Raw genomic sequence first — 15,747 nt, forward strand, 5'->3', positions numbered from 1 at the left:
AAGAATCCGAACTGCCCGAGCGTCCCAAAAGCGTTGTAGTCGCTCAGCGACACGAGCGCGCCGAAGTCGTGAAATGCAAAGTCGGGCAATGAACCCCCGCCGAGCCAGTCCGGCAAGTGCTTTGCGAGGTGTTGTGCCTGTTGCGTGGCGACTTGCGCCGTGGGTGCGAGAGGACGTTCATTGCCGGCGAGCGTCAACGTCGAGCAGTCGCCGAGGGCGAATAGTGCGTCGTCGCCCTGCGCCTGCAGGGTTGGCCTGACGATGATCTGATTGGAACGATTGCTCTCGATCCCATCCAGTTTGCCTAGAAAATCAGAGGCCTTGACGCCCGCCGCCCATACCATCAGATCCGCCGGTTGCTTGCTGCCGTCGCCTAACCGGAATCCATCGGATTCGGCGGCGGTCACTCGCGTGCCCGTTCGTACCGTGAAACCGATATGCCGTAACTGTGCCTCGCTGGACTCCGACACCGCCGGCGGAAATGCCGCCAGTACGCGCGGTGCGCTTTCGTAAAGGGTGAGGTTCAGACGTGAGCGGATGCCGGGGTCGCCGTAACTCGCCGCCACTTCGAGTAAGCGGCTCAATTCCGCTGCCAGTTCGACGCCGGTCGCTCCGGCCCCGACGATAGACACGCGCAACGGGCTATTCGTCACAACGCTCTGGAATATACGGATTCGCAATGCTTCGTTGAAGACTTCAGCCTGTGCCCGGCTGTCAATGAAATGGCAATGATCAAGTACGCCTGGTGTGCCGAAGTCGTTGGCGCGACTGCCTAACGCAAGAATCAGCACATCGTATTCGACCGTGCGCGGCCCGATCACGACCTCCCCCGATGGCGAACGCAGCGCAGCCAGCTTGACGATACGCGCATTGCGGTCCAGGCCTTCCATTTCGCCCGGCTGATAGTTGAAGCCGTGGTCGCGGGCGTGGGCGAGATAGATGACCTGCTGTTGCTGGACATCGCGAGTGCCTGCCGCGATGGTGTGCAGCATGGGCTTCCAGATATGGGTTGCACTTTTGTCGATCAACGTGACCTGAGCGCGGCCGCTGCGGCCAAGCGTGTTGCCCAGCCTGGTCGCGAGCAGAAGTCCAGCGATGCCGCCGCCGACGATGACGATCCGGGTGATCTGGCGCGTTGTCAAATATCTCTCTTGCATGATTCCCAGTCCCCTTTTTCAATGCTGAACAGTATAGTTATAGAAGTCGTCCGCGTCAAGTTAAATGAACTGTATGGTTCAGGTATCATAAGATCACAACGTTGAAAGTCGAAGGCCGGCCACGGGCGTGCCGCCGGCCATAGCCCAAAGCCCGCAACCTCGGCGTTTTTCTTTGATGCCTGGAAGTCGAGTTGCGCTGACGGTTCACCCCGGCGACGGGGAAGGAATCGACACTGCCAGCGAGAGGAGTCGTAAGCAACGTGGGCGATTGCCCCCAAGGTGAGGTTTTTCGGGAGCCAAAGGCTCCCGTTCTACCCGGATTGAGCAATTGCCGCGAGCGCGAGGTCTCGAATGCGGGGCCGACCTCCTGGAACTCCTCACCATGGCGCACAAAGCGTCGTTCTCTCGACTCCTGGAAATCCTCACCATCCTGGAAGACATCACCTCAACAGCTCGCTTCAACTTTTAGCCCTGCATTCCAGCGTGCTCTTCGCGCACTGGACACCGACGCGCTCCGCGCTCGCTGGTCCGAAACGCAATCGTTCACCGCAACGCTGAAGCCAGCGAAGCACGCGCTGCGCACTTCGACGCACCTCATCCCCATCGCCGTTCCGACGCAACCACCTCTCCCGTAAACCCTCACCGTAACGCCACCTCCTGGAACTCCTCACCATTCGCGCGTCGCTCGATCCGGGCGTCGCCCATGCACGCCATTCATATCGATCATTTTTGGCCCGAATTTGACCGCGTTCATCGCCGCTCATATCGTGCAGCCATGTCGTCCGGATGTGATTTGCCCCGCTGCGTAGAGCCATCGTCATGCGGGAACCTCAATCTTCGTTCTCCCTGAGCCATGAACTCTGACGCCGTGAATTCCGATCTGAGCGCCCCGCTCGCATCACGCCGATCCGCCGCCGCGACGAGCGGCGTACGACGCGCGGTCACGACCGCCGTGCTGGGTCAAATCCTCGAATGGTATGACTTCTTCCTGTATGGAACGGCCGCGGCACTGGTATTCGGCAAGCTGTTCTTCCCCGTTGGCAGCGATCCGCTCACCGGCACCGTCGCCGCGTTCGGCGGCTTCACGGTCGGCTTCATCGCGCGGCCGATCGGCGGTGTGCTGTGCGGACATCTCGGTGACCGCTACGGGCGCAAGCTCGTGACGATGCTGACGCTGTTCGCGATGGGCACGGCGACTATGTTGATGGGCGTGCTGCCCACCTACCAGCAGATCGGCCTCGCCGCGCCGGCGCTGCTCGTGTGTCTGCGCATCGTGCAGGGGCTCGCCGCGGGCGGCGAATGGAGCGGCAGCATCCTGCTGATCCATGAGAACGCGCCGCAATCGAAGCGCGGCGCGCTCGCCGCATGGAGTCCGTGCGGCGCGGCGCTCGGCTTCGTGCTGTCGACCGGTGCGTTCCTGCTGGTGCAGAACCTGTCGTCTGCCGATTTCCTGAGCTGGGGCTGGCGCATTCCGTTTCTCTGCAGCGCCGCACTCGTCGCACTGGGCTTGTGGATGCGCCGCTCGGTTGGCGAGAGCGCCGCGTTCGCTCGAGCGAAGGCAACGCGTTGCGATACCCGCATGCCGGTGATCGAAGTGTTGCGGCAATGTCCTCGCGAAGTGCTGACGATCTTCGGTTTGCGCTTCGGCGAAGGCGGTGCGTCGTACATCTTCTTCGCGTTCTCGATCGCGTATGGCCAGTTCCTCGGCATCAAATCGAGCTGGATGCTCGGCGGCCTGACTCTTTCGATGCTGCTGATGATTCCGTTCTCGCTGTTCTTCGGCAACCTGACCGACAAGGTCGGACGCAAGCCCGTGTATCTCGCCGGCGCGATCGCGATGGTGCTCGTCGCATGGCCGTATTTTGCGCTGCTCGGCTCCGGCGAATACTGGAAAGTGATCACGGCCCTCGTGCTGGCGAACAGCCTCACGCTCGGCATCCTCGAAGGCGCGCAGCCCGCGTTCATCAGCGAACTGTTGCCGGTACATCTGCGCTTCTCGGGGCTTGGCATCGGGCGCGAAATCTCCTCGGTGCTCGGCGGCGGCCTGTCGCCGATGATCGCCACGGCGCTGCTCGCGCACTATCGCAGCGCGACGCCGGTCGCTCTGTATCTCGGCGTGCTCGGCCTGATCACCGTGATCGCGACGCTGCTCGCCCGGGAGACCTATCCGAAAGCGATGCGCATCGAAGCGCATCAGGAAACCGAATGACATCGTTCACATCACCGAATCAAGAGGTAACGCGCATGCACGCCGTTCATACCGCCAGCGCCCGCGCTTGCACCGCCGACGCACCCATCATCGACACGCAGGATGACTACCCTGAATACCCGGGTCCGCTGTCGCTCGATGACCTGATCACCGAAGTCGAGCATCGCCGCGACGAGTTCGATGCGGTTTCACACGTCCCGCGCGACATGATCCTGAAGATGAAGCGCGCGGGCATCTTCCGCGCGAGCACGCCGAAACGCTTCGGCGGCGACGCGCTGCCGCCGCCACAGTTTCTGGCGATGCTCGAACGCATCGCGATCGCCGATGGTTCGACCGCATGGGTCGCGGCCTTTGGCTCCGCGAACACGTATCTTGCGTCGCTGCCGGTCGAGATTCAGGCCCGCATCTACGCGTCCGGTCCGGACCAGGTTTTCGCGGGCGGCCTGTATCCCCTGCAACCGGCCGAGCGTGCGCCCGGCGGCTACGTCGTGTCGGGTCAATGGCGTTTCGCGAGCGGCTGCAAGGGCGCGGACTGGATCGGCGTCGGCATCGGTGGCGCGCCGGGCAAGGTCGGCGACGCGAACGCGGGCAAGCCGTTCACGGCCGTGTTTCCGGCGAGCGAAGTCGAGATCGTCGACAACTGGAACGTGGTCGGCATGCAAGGCACCGGGAGCCACGATCTGCGCCTGAAAAACAAGTTCGTCGACGAGCAATGGACCTTCGTGCGCGGCGGTGCGCCGCTGATCGACGAGCCGCTCTACCGCTACCCCGCCGTCGCATATCAGGCACAGGTGCATGCGGCGGTGAACCTCGGGCTCGCGCGCGCGGCGCTCGACCTGCTGGCCGGTATGTCCGGCGTAACCAGAACGACGACCGGCGCGCCGCGTCTTGCCGACCGCGCGTACTATCGCTCGGGTCTCGCGCAGGCGGAAGCGAATCTGCGCAGCGCGCGCGCGTTCTTCTTCGAGTCGGCGCAAACTTCGTGGCGCACGGTCATGGCGGGCGACCCCGTGTCGCCCAGCGAAGCCAATCTGCTGCGGCTCTCCGCGACGCATGCCGCGCATACGTGCGCCGAGGTGGTCATGCAGGCGTACAAGATGGCTGGCATCGGCGCGATCTATCGCGAGAGCCGCATGCAGCGGATGGTGCGCGATTCGATCGTCGTCACGCAGCACGCGTTTCTCGGCGAAGGCACCTACGACGCGTCGGGCGCGCTGTTCGTCGGCATACCGCCGGTCACGCCCTATCCCTGAGCGACGTAGGAGCGACTGTCATGACGCACGACGAAACGCGCACGCACTTCCGCAACGCGATGGCTTGCCTCGGCGCGGCCGTCAACATCATCACGACCGATGGTCCGCGCGGGCGCTGCGGCATCACCGCGAGCGCGGTCTGTTCGGTGACCGATACGCCACCGACCATGCTGGTGTGCATCAATCAATCGAGCTATGTGCATGACGTGCTGCGGGAAAATGCGAACGTATGCATCAACATCCTTGGCGCGCACTGCCAGGACCTGGCGCGCGTGTTCGCGGGCATGACGGGTTGCTCGATGGACGCGCGTTTCGATCAATGCGCGTGGCAGCCGGGAGCGCTCGGCGCTCCGGTGCTTGGCGAGGCGCTCGCGAGCCTCGAAGGACAGATCGTCGACAGCAAGACGGTGGGCTCGCACTCGGTGATGTTCGTGCGGATCGAGCGGATCGCCACGCGCGATGACGGCGATGGCCTCGTCTACTTCGGCAGGCAGTTCCACCGGCTTGCGCGTGCCGGTGTCGTGGCTTGCGAGGTGGCATGACGATGCAGGTCTGTCTCTTTCTGATCGGCACGAGCGACGCGCCGCAATCGCTCACGGACCCGCCCGCGCTGCTGCGGGCCGCCACGCAAATCGCGGGGTTGCGCAAGCTGATCGTGCACGAGCCGATCGCGGGACAGGTCGATGCGCGTATCGCGCCGGCGGCCGATGCGCCGTCGTGCGTGCTGCAGTGGTACTTCGACGAACTCGAGCCGCTCGAAGCCGCGCTCGAACCTGACGGCGCGATCGCGCACGCGTTGCATTCGGCCATGCGCGCCGAATTCAGCCCGCAAAGCTTCTCGCAGCAGGTGATGGCCGTGCGCATCTTCGCGCCACCGCAGGCTGCGTCGGTCGAAGACAACGCGCAACGCTGCACCTATCTGGTCGCATACGAAGGCGTCGCGCAAGACTTCAACGCGTGGCTTACGCACTATCTGGCGCATCATCCGCCGTTGATGCTGCAATTGCCGGCGCTGCGCGAAATGGAGATCTACACGCGCATCGACAGCCGCAGCGGTTTGCCGTTTGCGCGCGCGAGCGCGATGCAACGCAACAAGGTCGTGTTCGACGATGCGAGCGCGCTCACCGATGCGCTCGCGTCGCCGGTGCGCGATGCGATGCGCCGCGACTTCCAGGCGCTGCCGCCGTACAGCGGGGCGACGCCGCATTTTGCAATGCGCAGCATCTACGGTAACCTCGCCGCATATTGACCGGCGCGTCGCGCGGCCAGCGACGTGCCTTAGTTTGCGAGAGCTGCGCATGAACAAGCTGAATCCCGGCATCGCCGATCTGAATCTTCTGCGCGTGTTCCTCGCGATCTGGGACCTGCGCAGTCTGACGGCGGCCGGCGATCGGCTCGGTCTCACGCAACCGGCGGTCAGTCATGCGCTGCGCCGTCTGCGCACTCTGTTCGAAGACCCGCTGTTTTCGCGCACGCCCAACGGCATGGTCCCCACCGATGCCGCGTACCGCCTCTATCCGCCGCTCGCGCAAGCGTTCGCGATCATCAACGAAGCCGTGCAGCAACTGGCGAAGTTCGAGCCGTCGACCGCGCGACGGGTGTTTCGCGTGTCGATGTCGGACATGTCGGAGTTCTACTTCTTGCCCCCACTCGCCGCGCTGCTCGATCGCGAGGCGCGCGGCATCCGCATCGAGGTTGCCAATGTGCCGGTCGAGTCGGTCAGCGCGGCGATGCGCGCCGGCGAAGTCGATCTCGCGCTCGGCTATGTGCCGGGTCTCGACGCGGGCTGCGTGAGCCGGACGCTGTTCGTCGACGAGCACGTGTGCGTGGTGCGCGCCGGTCATCCACTGCGCAAGACGAGGCCGAGCCGCGAAGATCTGAGCGCGCTACGCTACGTGTACGCGAGCACCAATGCGACCGGGCATCGGATGGTCGAGCAATGGCTCGACGAGCTGAACCTGAAGCGCGAGGTCGTGCTGCGGCTGCCGCATTTCGTCGTCGCGCCCGAGATCGTGATGAATACCGATCTTGCCGTGATCTTTCCGAAAAGCATCGCGAAGCGCTTCAACCGCGGCAAGGCGTTCCGGATTCTGCCGCTGCCGTTTCCGCTGCCGCCGATCGAAATCCAGGTGCACTGCCACTCGCAGTTCGCGGCGGACCCCGGCATCGCGTGGCTGCGCGAGACCATCCATACGATGTTTCATCAGCCGGCACGCTGAGCGCCCGTGAGCTTGCCCGCGGGTGCCCGGGCACGCCGGGCATATTAGCTGCACTGATACCCGCCCTGCTTTTCGGCTAATTTGACGCCACTATCTGTCGCCTCGACACTGCGTATCGTGCGAAGCCTTTTCTGAAAGGCCGCCATCCCCCCACTTCAGATGCGAGCAGACATGTCCTCCGTTCAATCCCCGATCGCGGCCGGGCGCGCCACGGCAGAGTCGGATCGCGCACTCAGGAAAATCATCATTGCGTCGGTGGCCGGCAACGCGATGGAGTGGTACGACTTTTTCGTGTACGGCACCGCGGCTGCGCTCGTGCTCGGGCAACTGTTCTTTCCCGCCCACACGGACCCGTTGATCGGCACGATCGGGGCGTTTGCCGCGTTCGCGATCGGCTTCGTCGCGCGTCCGCTGGGCGGCATCGTGTTCGGGCATATCGGCGACCGCTATGGACGCCGCGCGTCGCTCGTCTGGACGCTGCTGATCATGGGCTTTGCGACCTTCGGCATCGGGCTGCTGCCGACCTACGAGCACGTCGGTCTGGCCGCCCCCGCGGCGCTCGCGGGCTTGCGCTTGCTGCAAGGCATCGCATCAGGTGGCGAATGGGGCGGCGGCGTGCTGATGATCAGCGAGAACGCTCCGCCCGAAAAACGCGGCTATTTCGCGGCGTGGAGTCAACTCGGCGTGGGCGGCGGCTTCGTGCTGTCGGCGGGCGCGTTCCTCGCGGCGCAAGCGCTGCCGCACGATCAGTTCATGTCATGGGGATGGCGTCTGCCGTTCCTCGCGAGCATCGTGATTTTCGCGCTCGGCGTGTACATCCGTCACAACCTGCCGGAGAGCCGCGACTTCGAGAACGCGGAGAAAGCCGGCAAGACCGCGCATATGCCGGTGCTCGAAGCGATCAAGCGTCACCCGAAAGAGATCCTGATGGCGATGGGTCTGCGGGTCGCGGAAAACGGCGGCGCCTATATCTTTCTCGCGTTCTCGCTCGTGTACGGCAAGTTCGTCGGCATTTCGAATTCGGTGATGCTGACCGGCGTGATGCTCGCGATGGTGGTCGAAATGGGCGCGATGCTCGCGTGGGGCAAGCTGTCGGACCGCATCGGGCGCAAGCCGGTGTATATGATCGGCGCGGTGTCGCTCGCGGTGATGGCGTTTCCGTTCTTCTGGCTGCTCAACACGCAGTCCACGCCGCTGATCTGGCTCGCGCTTTTGCTCGGCACGGCCGTCTGCCACGGCGCGATGATCGGCACGCTGCCCGCGCTCGTCGGCGAACTGTTCAGCACCGAAGTCCGCTATTCCGGCGTGGCGCTCGGTCACGAAGTCGCGTCGATCTTTGCGGGCGGCCTGTCGCCGCTGATCGCGACCGCGCTGCTCGCGCACTACCAGGCCTACTGGCCGGTTGCCGTGTTCCTGATCTTGCTCGGTCTCGTTACCGTCGTCACGCTGAAGTTCACGCACGAAACGCGTCAGCCGTAATGCTTCGCCTGCCTCGCGTGCAAGCCTTCGCGCGGTGACGTGTATCGCGCGAAGGCTTCGCTTTGGCCCGCGCAGTCTGAGGTAAAGGAGTGCGGTAACATGGCACTCCCCCAAGACCCGGTCCTCATGTCAGCGCATGAAAGTCGACACCACCACCGTTCGTCTCGTCGTCGCGATGGTCGAAGAGGGCAGCATCTCGCGGGCGGCCAACCGGCTGGGGCTCGCGGTGGCGGCGGCGTCGCGGCGCGTGTCGGATCTCGAGGAGCAACTCGGCACGAAGCTCTTCAGGCGCGTACCGCACGGCGTGGAAATGACCGAGTCGGGTGGCAAGCTGCTCGGCTATCTGCAGCAGGTCGACACGCTGGTGGACCGGCTCGCGAGCGAGGCGCAGGCACTCGTGAGCGGGTTTGACGGACGCATCGTGATCGGCGCGCCGAAAGCCGTGATCATCGAGTTTCTCGCCGCGGATATCGCCGCGATCCGGAATGCCTATCCGGGCATCTCGCTGAAGATCGTCGAAGAGAACAGCCGCATCGTGCAGCAGATGTTGCGCGACAAGATGATCGACATCGGCATCTACGAAAAGAAGAGCGGCTTTCTCGATCTGCCGCCAATGCGCTATCGCGAGGACCGGCTGGTGCTCGTTTATAGCCGCGCACATTTCCATCTTGATCCGCAGCCGATCACGCTCGACGCCTTGCTCGAGCTTCCGCTCGTCAGCCTCGGCAAGGGCTCGGCAATCCTTGCCGCCGTGCAGCGCGCGTTTCACAGCCGCGGCCGCCGCTTCGATTGCGACTATCTGGTCAATGGTTTCGACACGATGCTCGCCGTCGTGCGCCACGGGCTCGGCGTGGGTCTGATGCCGCCCGACGTGCTGCGCAGCTTCCATCCCGAGGACGGCCTCGGCGTCGTCGAGCTCGCGGGTGACTGGCATCAACGTAGCTACGTACTGTCTTGTGTGGAAGGACATGCGCAGGCGCAGACGCTGCGCAACGTCGAAGCCGCGCTCACGGCCGGACGGCGCGTGGCCGGCCGCTGAAGCGCGGGCGCAGCAGTTCCTGCGCTCGACACCCTCGACTGCAAAGCACCCCCTTCGTCTTTTGCGAAACCAGGTATGACCGTCGCATTCTTGCGGCGGCACCCTCGCGTGCGCGACAGTTGACGCACGCCAACACGGTGCTGCAACGGCCGGCCGCGCGACAGCGGTCCGGCAGGAAAAACAGGAGACGACATGACGCAAAGCCACGCACAAACACCATCCAGCGACGACGCGGATACGGACAACCGGCCGTTGCCGCTGCAGGGCATCCGTGTGCTCGACGTCAGCCAGGTGATGGCCGGCCCGTTCGCCTGCATGATGCTCGCCGATCTCGGCGCGGACGTCATCAAGGTCGAACCCCTCGAAGGCGACCAGACGCGCGGCGCCATGGGCTTCAAGATGAAAGGCCCGGACAGCATGGGCTTTCTGAACATGAACCGCAACAAGCGCTCGGTCGCGCTGGACCTGAAGACCGACGAAGGGCGCGAGTTTTTCTACAAGCTGGCCAGGACCGCCGACGTGATCGTCGAGAACTATCGGCCCGGCGTGGTTCAGCGGCTGCGGATCGATTACGGGACGATCCGTGAAATCAACCCGAAGATCGTCTACGCGAGCATCTCGGGCTTCGGTCAGAGCGGCCCGTGGTCGCAGCGCCCCGGCTTCGACCTGATGGCGCAGGCCATGTCCGGCGTCATGAGCGTGACGGGCTACAAAGGCGGCAAGCCCGTGAAGGCCGGCGTGCCGGTGGCGGACATCGGCTGTGCGCTGTTCGCCGTGTACGGCGTGCTTTCCGCTTATATCGGCGCGCAGAAGACCGGGCAGGGGCAACACATCGACGCGTCTCTGTTCGATTCGGCGATGGCCTTCTCGATCTGGGACATGTCGGATTACTGGGGAACGGGTGTCGAGCCGACGCCGCTTGGCACAAGCAACAAGATGAGCGCGCCGTATCAGGCCGTGAAGGCGCGCGACGGTTACTTCGTGATGGGCGCAACCAACCAGAAGCTGTGGTCGCGTCTTTGCGAACTGCTGGAGCGGACCGATCTGCTGACGAATCCCGAGTTCGAGACCGTTTCCCTGCGCCTGAAGAACCGCGAAGCGCTGATCGAATCGCTCGAGAAGTCGTTCGGCCAGCGCGACTGCGAGGCATGGATCGAGACGATGCTGGCCGCGGGCATTCCCGCCGGACCGATCCTGTCGTATCCGCAAGCCTTCAGCAGCGAACATGCGCAGTATCGCCGCATGTGCATGGAGATCGACCATCCGGTTGAAGGCAAGGTCAAGAACATCGGCTTTCCGGTCAAGATGCTCGGTACGCCGCAGCGCGTGCGACGCCATCCGCCGCGGCTGGGCGAGCACAACGACGAGCTTTACGCAGAGATCAACGGGGCCGCGAAATGAGCGAAGCGACGAGTGAGAAAGTCAGGCTCGAACGTCTGACGGAGTCGGTCGCGCAGATCGTGATCGACCGCCCCGAGCGGCACAACGCGATGTCGATTCCGATGTACGAGACCTTGCTGGCATTGATCGACCAATGCCGCGCGGACGAAACCGTAGGTTGCATCGTTCTGCGCGGCGCGGGCGGCAAGTCCTTTATCTCGGGCACCGACATCGACTACTTCCGCGACTTTACGGCAGGCTCGCAGGGCGTCGAATACGAAGCGCTCGTCGAACAGGTGATCGACGCGGTCGAACGCATTGCGGTGCCCACCGTCGCCGCGATCGACGGTTGGGCCGTGGGTGGCGGACTCGCCATCGCTACCGCGTGTGACTTCCGCATCTGTGCGGAGGGCTCGCGCTTCGGCGCGCCGATCGCAAAGACGTTATCGAACACGCTGTCGTCACGCAATCTCGCGAGGCTCGTGGCGGCATTCGGCGTGCCGCGCGTGAAGAAGATGCTGCTGCTCTCCGATTTCCTCAGCGCCGCCGAAGCGCACGCGTGCGGCTATGTGTATGACGTCACGGCGAAGGAACAGGTCGGCAACGCGGCGTGCGCGCTCGCCGCGCGGCTCGCTGCGCTATCGCCCGTGACGCAGCATGCGGTCAAGGAGAGCTTGCGGCGCATCGTGATCGATCAAAGCCTCGCAGACGAGGATCTCGTCGAGCAGGTGTACGGCAGCCAGCGGTTCCGCGACGCCGTCGCGGCCTTCGGCTCGGGAACGCCGAAAGGCTGAGCGTCCCGGATCGCACTCGCGATCGCGTGGCTTCACCACAAAAAATAAACCGCATCTGGAGGACGACACACTGTCGATCGGCGTGATGCTCTTCGGCATCGTGCTGAGCTTATTCACGAAGCCGAACATACCGTTTTCGAATGACGCGACGCAGCCGCGCAGCGAATCGCAACGCAAGGAGGACGCGCTGTCGGGCGCTTGACACTTCAGCATAAAATAAATCGCATTGATGCAAGCGCGGTTTTTTAATCTATTTTGCTTATTCGATGCGGGGCGCTAATCTTGGCATATCGTCCCCCCCAGGAATACATCGGAAGGCAATCATGCAAGCGCAAACCCTGAAGGTTCGGGTCGACGCCTTGTGCGAAGAAGCGCACGGGGTCCGCTCGTTCAGCATTTCGCGGCTCGACGGGCTGCCGTTCGAGCGCTACGAACCCGGCGCCCATATCGACGTCACGAGTCCTTCGGGCGTCACGCGGCAATACTCGTTGTGCGGCGACCCGGAGTGTATCGCGTCGCAGATTTTCGCGGTGAAGAAGGAGGAGCAATCGCGCGGCGGCTCGCGCTCGCTTCATGAAGAGGTGAGCGTCGGCACCGAACTGTCGGTCGGCGCGCCGCGCAACCTTTTTCGTCTCGAAGAAAGCGCGGACGAGCACATCCTGATCGGCGCGGGCATCGGCATTACGCCGTTGCTGTCGATGGCTTATCGGCTCGCCGCGCGGCACGCGCGCTTCACGCTGCACTATTTCGCCCGCAGCGAGGCGCACGCGGCCTTCATGACGCTGCTCACGCGCGAGCCGTTCGCACGGCACGCGAAGCTGCATTTCGGCGTGCAGCCCGAGGAGCTGAAACCCGCGCTCGATGCGTGCCTGCTCGATGCAGGCGCGAACGCGCATGTCTACACGTGCGGTCCCTCGCCGTTCATGGATTTTGTCGTAGCGAGCGCCCAGCAACGCTTGCCCGCAGAGGCGATTCATCTCGAACGTTTCAAGGCGGAGCCGGCTCCCGTGGCCGAAGCATCGCTCGACAGCTTCGACGTGCAATTGGCGAGCAGCGGTCAGACGGTGCGAGTCGATGCGAACACGTCGATCGTCGACGCGCTCGCGTCGATCGGTATCGAAGTGGACACGTCATGCGGCGAAGGCGTGTGCGGTACCTGCATGGTCGATGTGGTCAGCGGCGAGCCCGAGCATCGCGATCACTGCCTGAGCAAGGCCGAGCGCGCGAGCAATAGCGTGATCTGCTGCTGCGTGTCGCGCTCGCGAACCCCCGTGCTCGTGCTAGACCTCTGATTCACCTGCGCGCAATCACATTTTCTCGAATCCCGCGAGGATCTCGGTGATGAGGCCGCGCATCCACGCGATGCCTTCGTCTTCGTGGAAGTGCTCGTGCCAGTGCATCGTCACGGCGGCCTTCGGCAGCGGCACGGGCAGTGCATAGATCCGGAACGCGTCGCCGCGATTGAGGATATGCGCGAGCCGTGCGGGCAGCGTCGCGAACAGATCCGTCGCGGCCAGCACGCCAGGCACCGCGACGAAGTGCGGCAACGCGAACGCGATATTGCGGCCGACGCCTTGCGCGCGCAGCGCGTCGTCGAGCGCATGGTGACTGTGTTCGAGCGAGCGCACCTGGATGTGCGACGCGGCCAGAAACCGTTCGAGCTTCAGCGTGTCACCGCTCGGCAGGTCGCGGCGCTTGCGCGTCATGCACACATACGATTCCTCGAACAGCAGGCTATGGCGCGTGCGCGGCAACAGCGACGGCAGATTGCCGATCGCGAAGTCCAACCGGCTCGAGCGCAGCGCCTCCTCGATCTCCTCCACCGGCAACGGCTCGACGACCAGCTTCGCGCGCGGCGCGGACTTCTGCAGCGCCGCGCACAGCGCGGGCAGATAGGCCATTTCGCCCGCATCCGATAGCGACAGACGAAACGTGCGCGTGCTCGTCGCCGGATCGAAACGTTCCGCGTAACGCAGCGCCTGACGCACGGTGTCGAGCGCGTGGCCGACGATTTCCGCGAGCTCGAGCGCGACGGGGGTCGGCTGCATACCCGCGCGCGTGCGGATAAAGAGCGGATCGTCGAACATCGTGCGCAGACGGCCGAGCGAGTAGCTGACCGCGGGCTGCGACAGCGCGAGGCGTTCGCCCGCTTTCGTCAGGCTGCGCTCCTCGACGATCGCCTGAAACACCCTCAGCAGATTGAGATCGACGTGGTCGATGGAGGTCATGGGGTCTCTTGTGATATCAGCCGAACTTATTCGGCAACCTGTTTTTAATCGATTTGACGCATGATCGTCGCAAAGCGAGACTGATGTCAACGAGAGGATGCGCTGATGTGTGGCACGCGACTCGTCGCGTCGATGTGCGTCTTCATTCCAACCACGCAACTGTCCCCCGCATACGATGAGTACGCCGACCTATCAAACCATCGACACCAGCGCTTTAGCCCGGCGCGCCGAGGCCGATCGCATCGCGCCTTCCCTCTACTACGATCCCGAGCTGTTCGAAGTCGAACTCGAGCGCATTTTCTACAAGACGTGGATCTGGGTCGCGCATGACAGCGAGCTGCCGAAGCCCGGCGATTTCATCACGACGACGATCGGCCGGCAGCCGGTGATCGTCGTGCGCGACAAGAGCGGCGCGGTCAACGTACTGCAAAACCGCTGCCGGCATCGCGGCGCGACCGTGTGCGAAGAGCACAAGGGCAATGCGAAGGGCTTCACCTGCCCGTATCACAGCTGGTCTTATGCGCTCGACGGCACGCTGCGCGCTCTGCCGTACGGCGACGGTTACGAAGGCGTATGCGAAAAGGGCGATCTGCCGCTCAAGAAGCTGCGCGTGGGCGTCTATCAGGGCCTCATTTTCGCGAGCTTCAACGAAACGATCGAACCGCTCGAAGACTTCCTCGGCGGTGCGAAGCCGTGGATCGACCTGTTCATGAAGCAGGGAGCGGGCTATCCGATCAAGGCCAACGGCGAGCACAAGTTCAAGTTCAAGGGCAACTGGAAGATCCAGCTCGAAAACACGACGGATCTGTACCACTTCCCGGTCGTGCACAAGTCGTGGATGAAGTCCATCGACGACGAAACCGCTGCCGCGATCACCAGCTTCATGACGAGCGACCAGGCGTTCTGCCGCTCGCTCGGCAATGGTCACAGCCTCGCGGTGCTGATGCCCGAGATCGTCGATCTGGACCGCGACGATGGCGCGCCGCTGCCCGAGCGCTTCAGCGAACTCGCCGCGCAACTCGCGCAAAAGCACCCGCCGGAAGAAGTGCGCCGCATCGTGCGCTCGCTGATGGGCGTCGGCTTCAACCTGAACCTGTTCCCGAATCTCGCGCTGTCGATGGCGTTCTTCCGCGTGCTGCGGCCGATTTCCGCCGAGGAAACGGAGATTCGCCACGTCGCGCTCGCGATGGACGGCGGTCCTGAAGAAGCGAACCGCGTGCGCCTGCGCATTCACGAGCACTTCCAGGGCCCGTTCGGCTTCGGCAGTCCCGACGACGCCGAAGCGTGGGAGCGCGTGCAGCGCGGCTCGCATGCGGGACCGGACGTACCGATCCTCGTCAATCGCGGTCTGAATCGCGAAACGACCGCCGCGAACGGCGAGAAAACCGCCCACGCAACCGATGAAACCGGCATGCGCGAAGCCTACAAGCAATGGCGCGCAATGATGGAGCAGGCATGATGGACGACAGAAACGCACTCTTTTCCCACCAGACCTTTGCGCGCGCGATCGAGTTCATCTGGCGCGAAGCCGAATTGCTCGATCGACGCGACTATCGCGAGTGGCTCGAGTTGTGGGACCCGGCGGGCCACTACGTGGTGCCGATCGATCCGAACACGACCGATTACGCGGCAACGCTGAACTACGCGTACGACGATCGGCACATGCGCGAGCTGCGCGTGCAGCGCATGACGTCGGGCTATTCGGCATCCGCGTCGGATGCCGCGCGCACGGTGCGCACGGTGTCGCGCTTCACGCTCGCGAGCGATAGCGCGGACGTGGTCGAAGTGAAGTCGTCGCAGATCATCATCGCGTACAAGCGGGGCACGTCGACGATCTTCGCGGCCGATCTGACGCACAAGATCAGCATGGCGAGCGGCGAGCCGCGTCTCGTCGAGAAAGTGATCCGCCTGATCGATTCCACCGATGCGCTGAGCGCGATCGGCTTCCTGCTCTGACGGTCATCATGCCGACACTCGAAGGCTATCAAC

At 63.9% G+C, this 15,747-nt stretch carries 14 protein-coding genes; 12 read left to right on the top strand and 2 right to left on the bottom strand.

Annotated features, from left to right (window positions below; genetic code table 11):
- On the bottom strand, nt 1–1,157 hold a 1,157-nt coding region (locus HDG33_RS29890; protein ID WP_184037830.1), incomplete at its 3' end, for an NAD(P)/FAD-dependent oxidoreductase.
- Between the two features lie 853 nt (nt 1,158–2,010).
- On the opposite strand from HDG33_RS29890, the gene HDG33_RS29895 reads away from it, so the two are divergent.
- From HDG33_RS29895 to HDG33_RS29940, 10 genes are all read left to right on the top strand, one after another.
- On the top strand, nt 2,011–3,366 hold the full coding sequence (locus HDG33_RS29895; RefSeq protein WP_184037833.1) for an MFS transporter: 1,356 nt from the start codon (nt 2,011–2,013) through the stop codon (nt 3,364–3,366).
- Nucleotides 3,367–3,401: 35 nt separating this feature from the next.
- Nucleotides 3,402–4,619: an acyl-CoA dehydrogenase family protein gene (locus HDG33_RS29900; RefSeq protein ID WP_184037836.1), complete on the top strand. Its 1,218-nt coding sequence runs from the start codon at nt 3,402–3,404 to the stop codon at nt 4,617–4,619.
- A 20-nt stretch (nt 4,620–4,639) separates the two neighbouring features.
- Nucleotides 4,640–5,161: a 4-hydroxyphenylacetate 3-monooxygenase, reductase component gene (gene hpaC, locus HDG33_RS29905; RefSeq protein WP_184037839.1), complete on the top strand. Its 522-nt coding sequence runs from the start codon at nt 4,640–4,642 to the stop codon at nt 5,159–5,161.
- Nucleotides 5,158–5,868, top strand: a complete 711-nt coding sequence (locus tag HDG33_RS29910) for an EthD family reductase (RefSeq protein WP_184037842.1) — start codon at nt 5,158–5,160, stop codon at nt 5,866–5,868. The genes hpaC and HDG33_RS29910 overlap by 4 nt, the downstream gene beginning before the upstream one ends.
- Before the next feature lie 49 nt (nt 5,869–5,917).
- Nucleotides 5,918–6,838: a LysR family transcriptional regulator gene (locus HDG33_RS29915; RefSeq protein ID WP_184037845.1), complete on the top strand. Its 921-nt coding sequence runs from the start codon at nt 5,918–5,920 to the stop codon at nt 6,836–6,838.
- A 171-nt stretch (nt 6,839–7,009) separates the two neighbouring features.
- The gene (locus tag HDG33_RS29920; protein WP_184037848.1) at nt 7,010–8,317 is read left to right on the top strand and encodes an MFS transporter; all 1,308 of its coding nucleotides are present in this window, start codon (nt 7,010–7,012) and stop codon (nt 8,315–8,317) included.
- A gap of 136 nt (nt 8,318–8,453) precedes the next feature.
- The gene (locus HDG33_RS29925) at nt 8,454–9,356 is read left to right on the top strand and encodes a LysR family transcriptional regulator (protein WP_184037852.1); all 903 of its coding nucleotides are present in this window, start codon (nt 8,454–8,456) and stop codon (nt 9,354–9,356) included.
- Between the two features lie 192 nt (nt 9,357–9,548).
- A complete protein-coding gene (locus tag HDG33_RS29930; protein WP_184037854.1) occupies nt 9,549–10,757 on the top strand; it encodes a CaiB/BaiF CoA-transferase family protein in 1,209 nt (402 codons plus the stop codon).
- Entirely contained in the window at nt 10,754–11,530 is a 777-nt protein-coding gene (locus HDG33_RS29935) for an enoyl-CoA hydratase (protein WP_184037857.1), read from the top strand. The genes HDG33_RS29930 and HDG33_RS29935 overlap by 4 nt, the downstream gene beginning before the upstream one ends.
- 323 nt (nt 11,531–11,853) lie before the next feature.
- Complete coding sequence (locus tag HDG33_RS29940) at nt 11,854–12,822, top strand: PDR/VanB family oxidoreductase (RefSeq protein ID WP_184037860.1); 969 nt, start codon at nt 11,854–11,856, stop codon at nt 12,820–12,822.
- A gap of 15 nt (nt 12,823–12,837) precedes the next feature.
- Here HDG33_RS29940 and HDG33_RS29945 read toward each other — a convergent pair whose 3' ends face one another.
- The gene (locus HDG33_RS29945; RefSeq protein ID WP_184037863.1) at nt 12,838–13,758 is read right to left on the bottom strand and encodes a LysR family transcriptional regulator; all 921 of its coding nucleotides are present in this window, start codon (nt 13,756–13,758) and stop codon (nt 12,838–12,840) included.
- A gap of 175 nt (nt 13,759–13,933) precedes the next feature.
- On the opposite strand from HDG33_RS29945, the gene HDG33_RS29950 reads away from it, so the two are divergent.
- Complete coding sequence (locus HDG33_RS29950) at nt 13,934–15,217, top strand: Rieske 2Fe-2S domain-containing protein (RefSeq protein ID WP_184037866.1); 1,284 nt, start codon at nt 13,934–13,936, stop codon at nt 15,215–15,217.
- Complete coding sequence (locus HDG33_RS29955) at nt 15,214–15,714, top strand: aromatic-ring-hydroxylating dioxygenase subunit beta (RefSeq protein WP_184037869.1); 501 nt, start codon at nt 15,214–15,216, stop codon at nt 15,712–15,714. The genes HDG33_RS29950 and HDG33_RS29955 overlap by 4 nt, the downstream gene beginning before the upstream one ends.
- Nucleotides 15,715–15,747 lie beyond the last annotated feature (33 nt).

The sequence above is a fragment of the Paraburkholderia sp. Cpub6 genome (assembly GCF_014201065.1).
GTDB classification, from domain to species: Bacteria; Pseudomonadota; Gammaproteobacteria; order Burkholderiales; family Burkholderiaceae; genus Paraburkholderia; species Paraburkholderia tuberum.

Bases quoted from the DNA above. Each gene is read 5' to 3' on its own strand.
- HDG33_RS29945 (WP_184037863.1), bottom strand. From the start codon at position 13,758: ATGACCTCCATCGACCACGTCGATCTCAATCTGCTGAGGGTGTTTCAG.
- HDG33_RS29935 (WP_184037857.1), top strand. From the start codon at position 10,754: ATGAGCGAAGCGACGAGTGAGAAAGTCAGGCTCGAACGTCTGACGGAG.
- HDG33_RS29925 (WP_184037852.1), top strand. From the start codon at position 8,454: ATGAAAGTCGACACCACCACCGTTCGTCTCGTCGTCGCGATGGTCGAA.
- HDG33_RS29915 (WP_184037845.1), top strand. From the start codon at position 5,918: ATGAACAAGCTGAATCCCGGCATCGCCGATCTGAATCTTCTGCGCGTG.
- HDG33_RS29910 (WP_184037842.1), top strand. From the start codon at position 5,158: ATGACGATGCAGGTCTGTCTCTTTCTGATCGGCACGAGCGACGCGCCG.
- HDG33_RS29930 (WP_184037854.1), top strand. From the start codon at position 9,549: ATGACGCAAAGCCACGCACAAACACCATCCAGCGACGACGCGGATACG.
- HDG33_RS29920 (WP_184037848.1), top strand. From the start codon at position 7,010: ATGTCCTCCGTTCAATCCCCGATCGCGGCCGGGCGCGCCACGGCAGAG.
- HDG33_RS29940 (WP_184037860.1), top strand. From the start codon at position 11,854: ATGCAAGCGCAAACCCTGAAGGTTCGGGTCGACGCCTTGTGCGAAGAA.
- HDG33_RS29895 (WP_184037833.1), top strand. From the start codon at position 2,011: ATGAACTCTGACGCCGTGAATTCCGATCTGAGCGCCCCGCTCGCATCA.
- HDG33_RS29900 (WP_184037836.1), top strand. From the start codon at position 3,402: ATGCACGCCGTTCATACCGCCAGCGCCCGCGCTTGCACCGCCGACGCA.
- HDG33_RS29950 (WP_184037866.1), top strand. From the start codon at position 13,934: ATGAGTACGCCGACCTATCAAACCATCGACACCAGCGCTTTAGCCCGG.
- hpaC (WP_184037839.1), top strand. From the start codon at position 4,640: ATGACGCACGACGAAACGCGCACGCACTTCCGCAACGCGATGGCTTGC.
- HDG33_RS29955 (WP_184037869.1), top strand. From the start codon at position 15,214: ATGATGGACGACAGAAACGCACTCTTTTCCCACCAGACCTTTGCGCGC.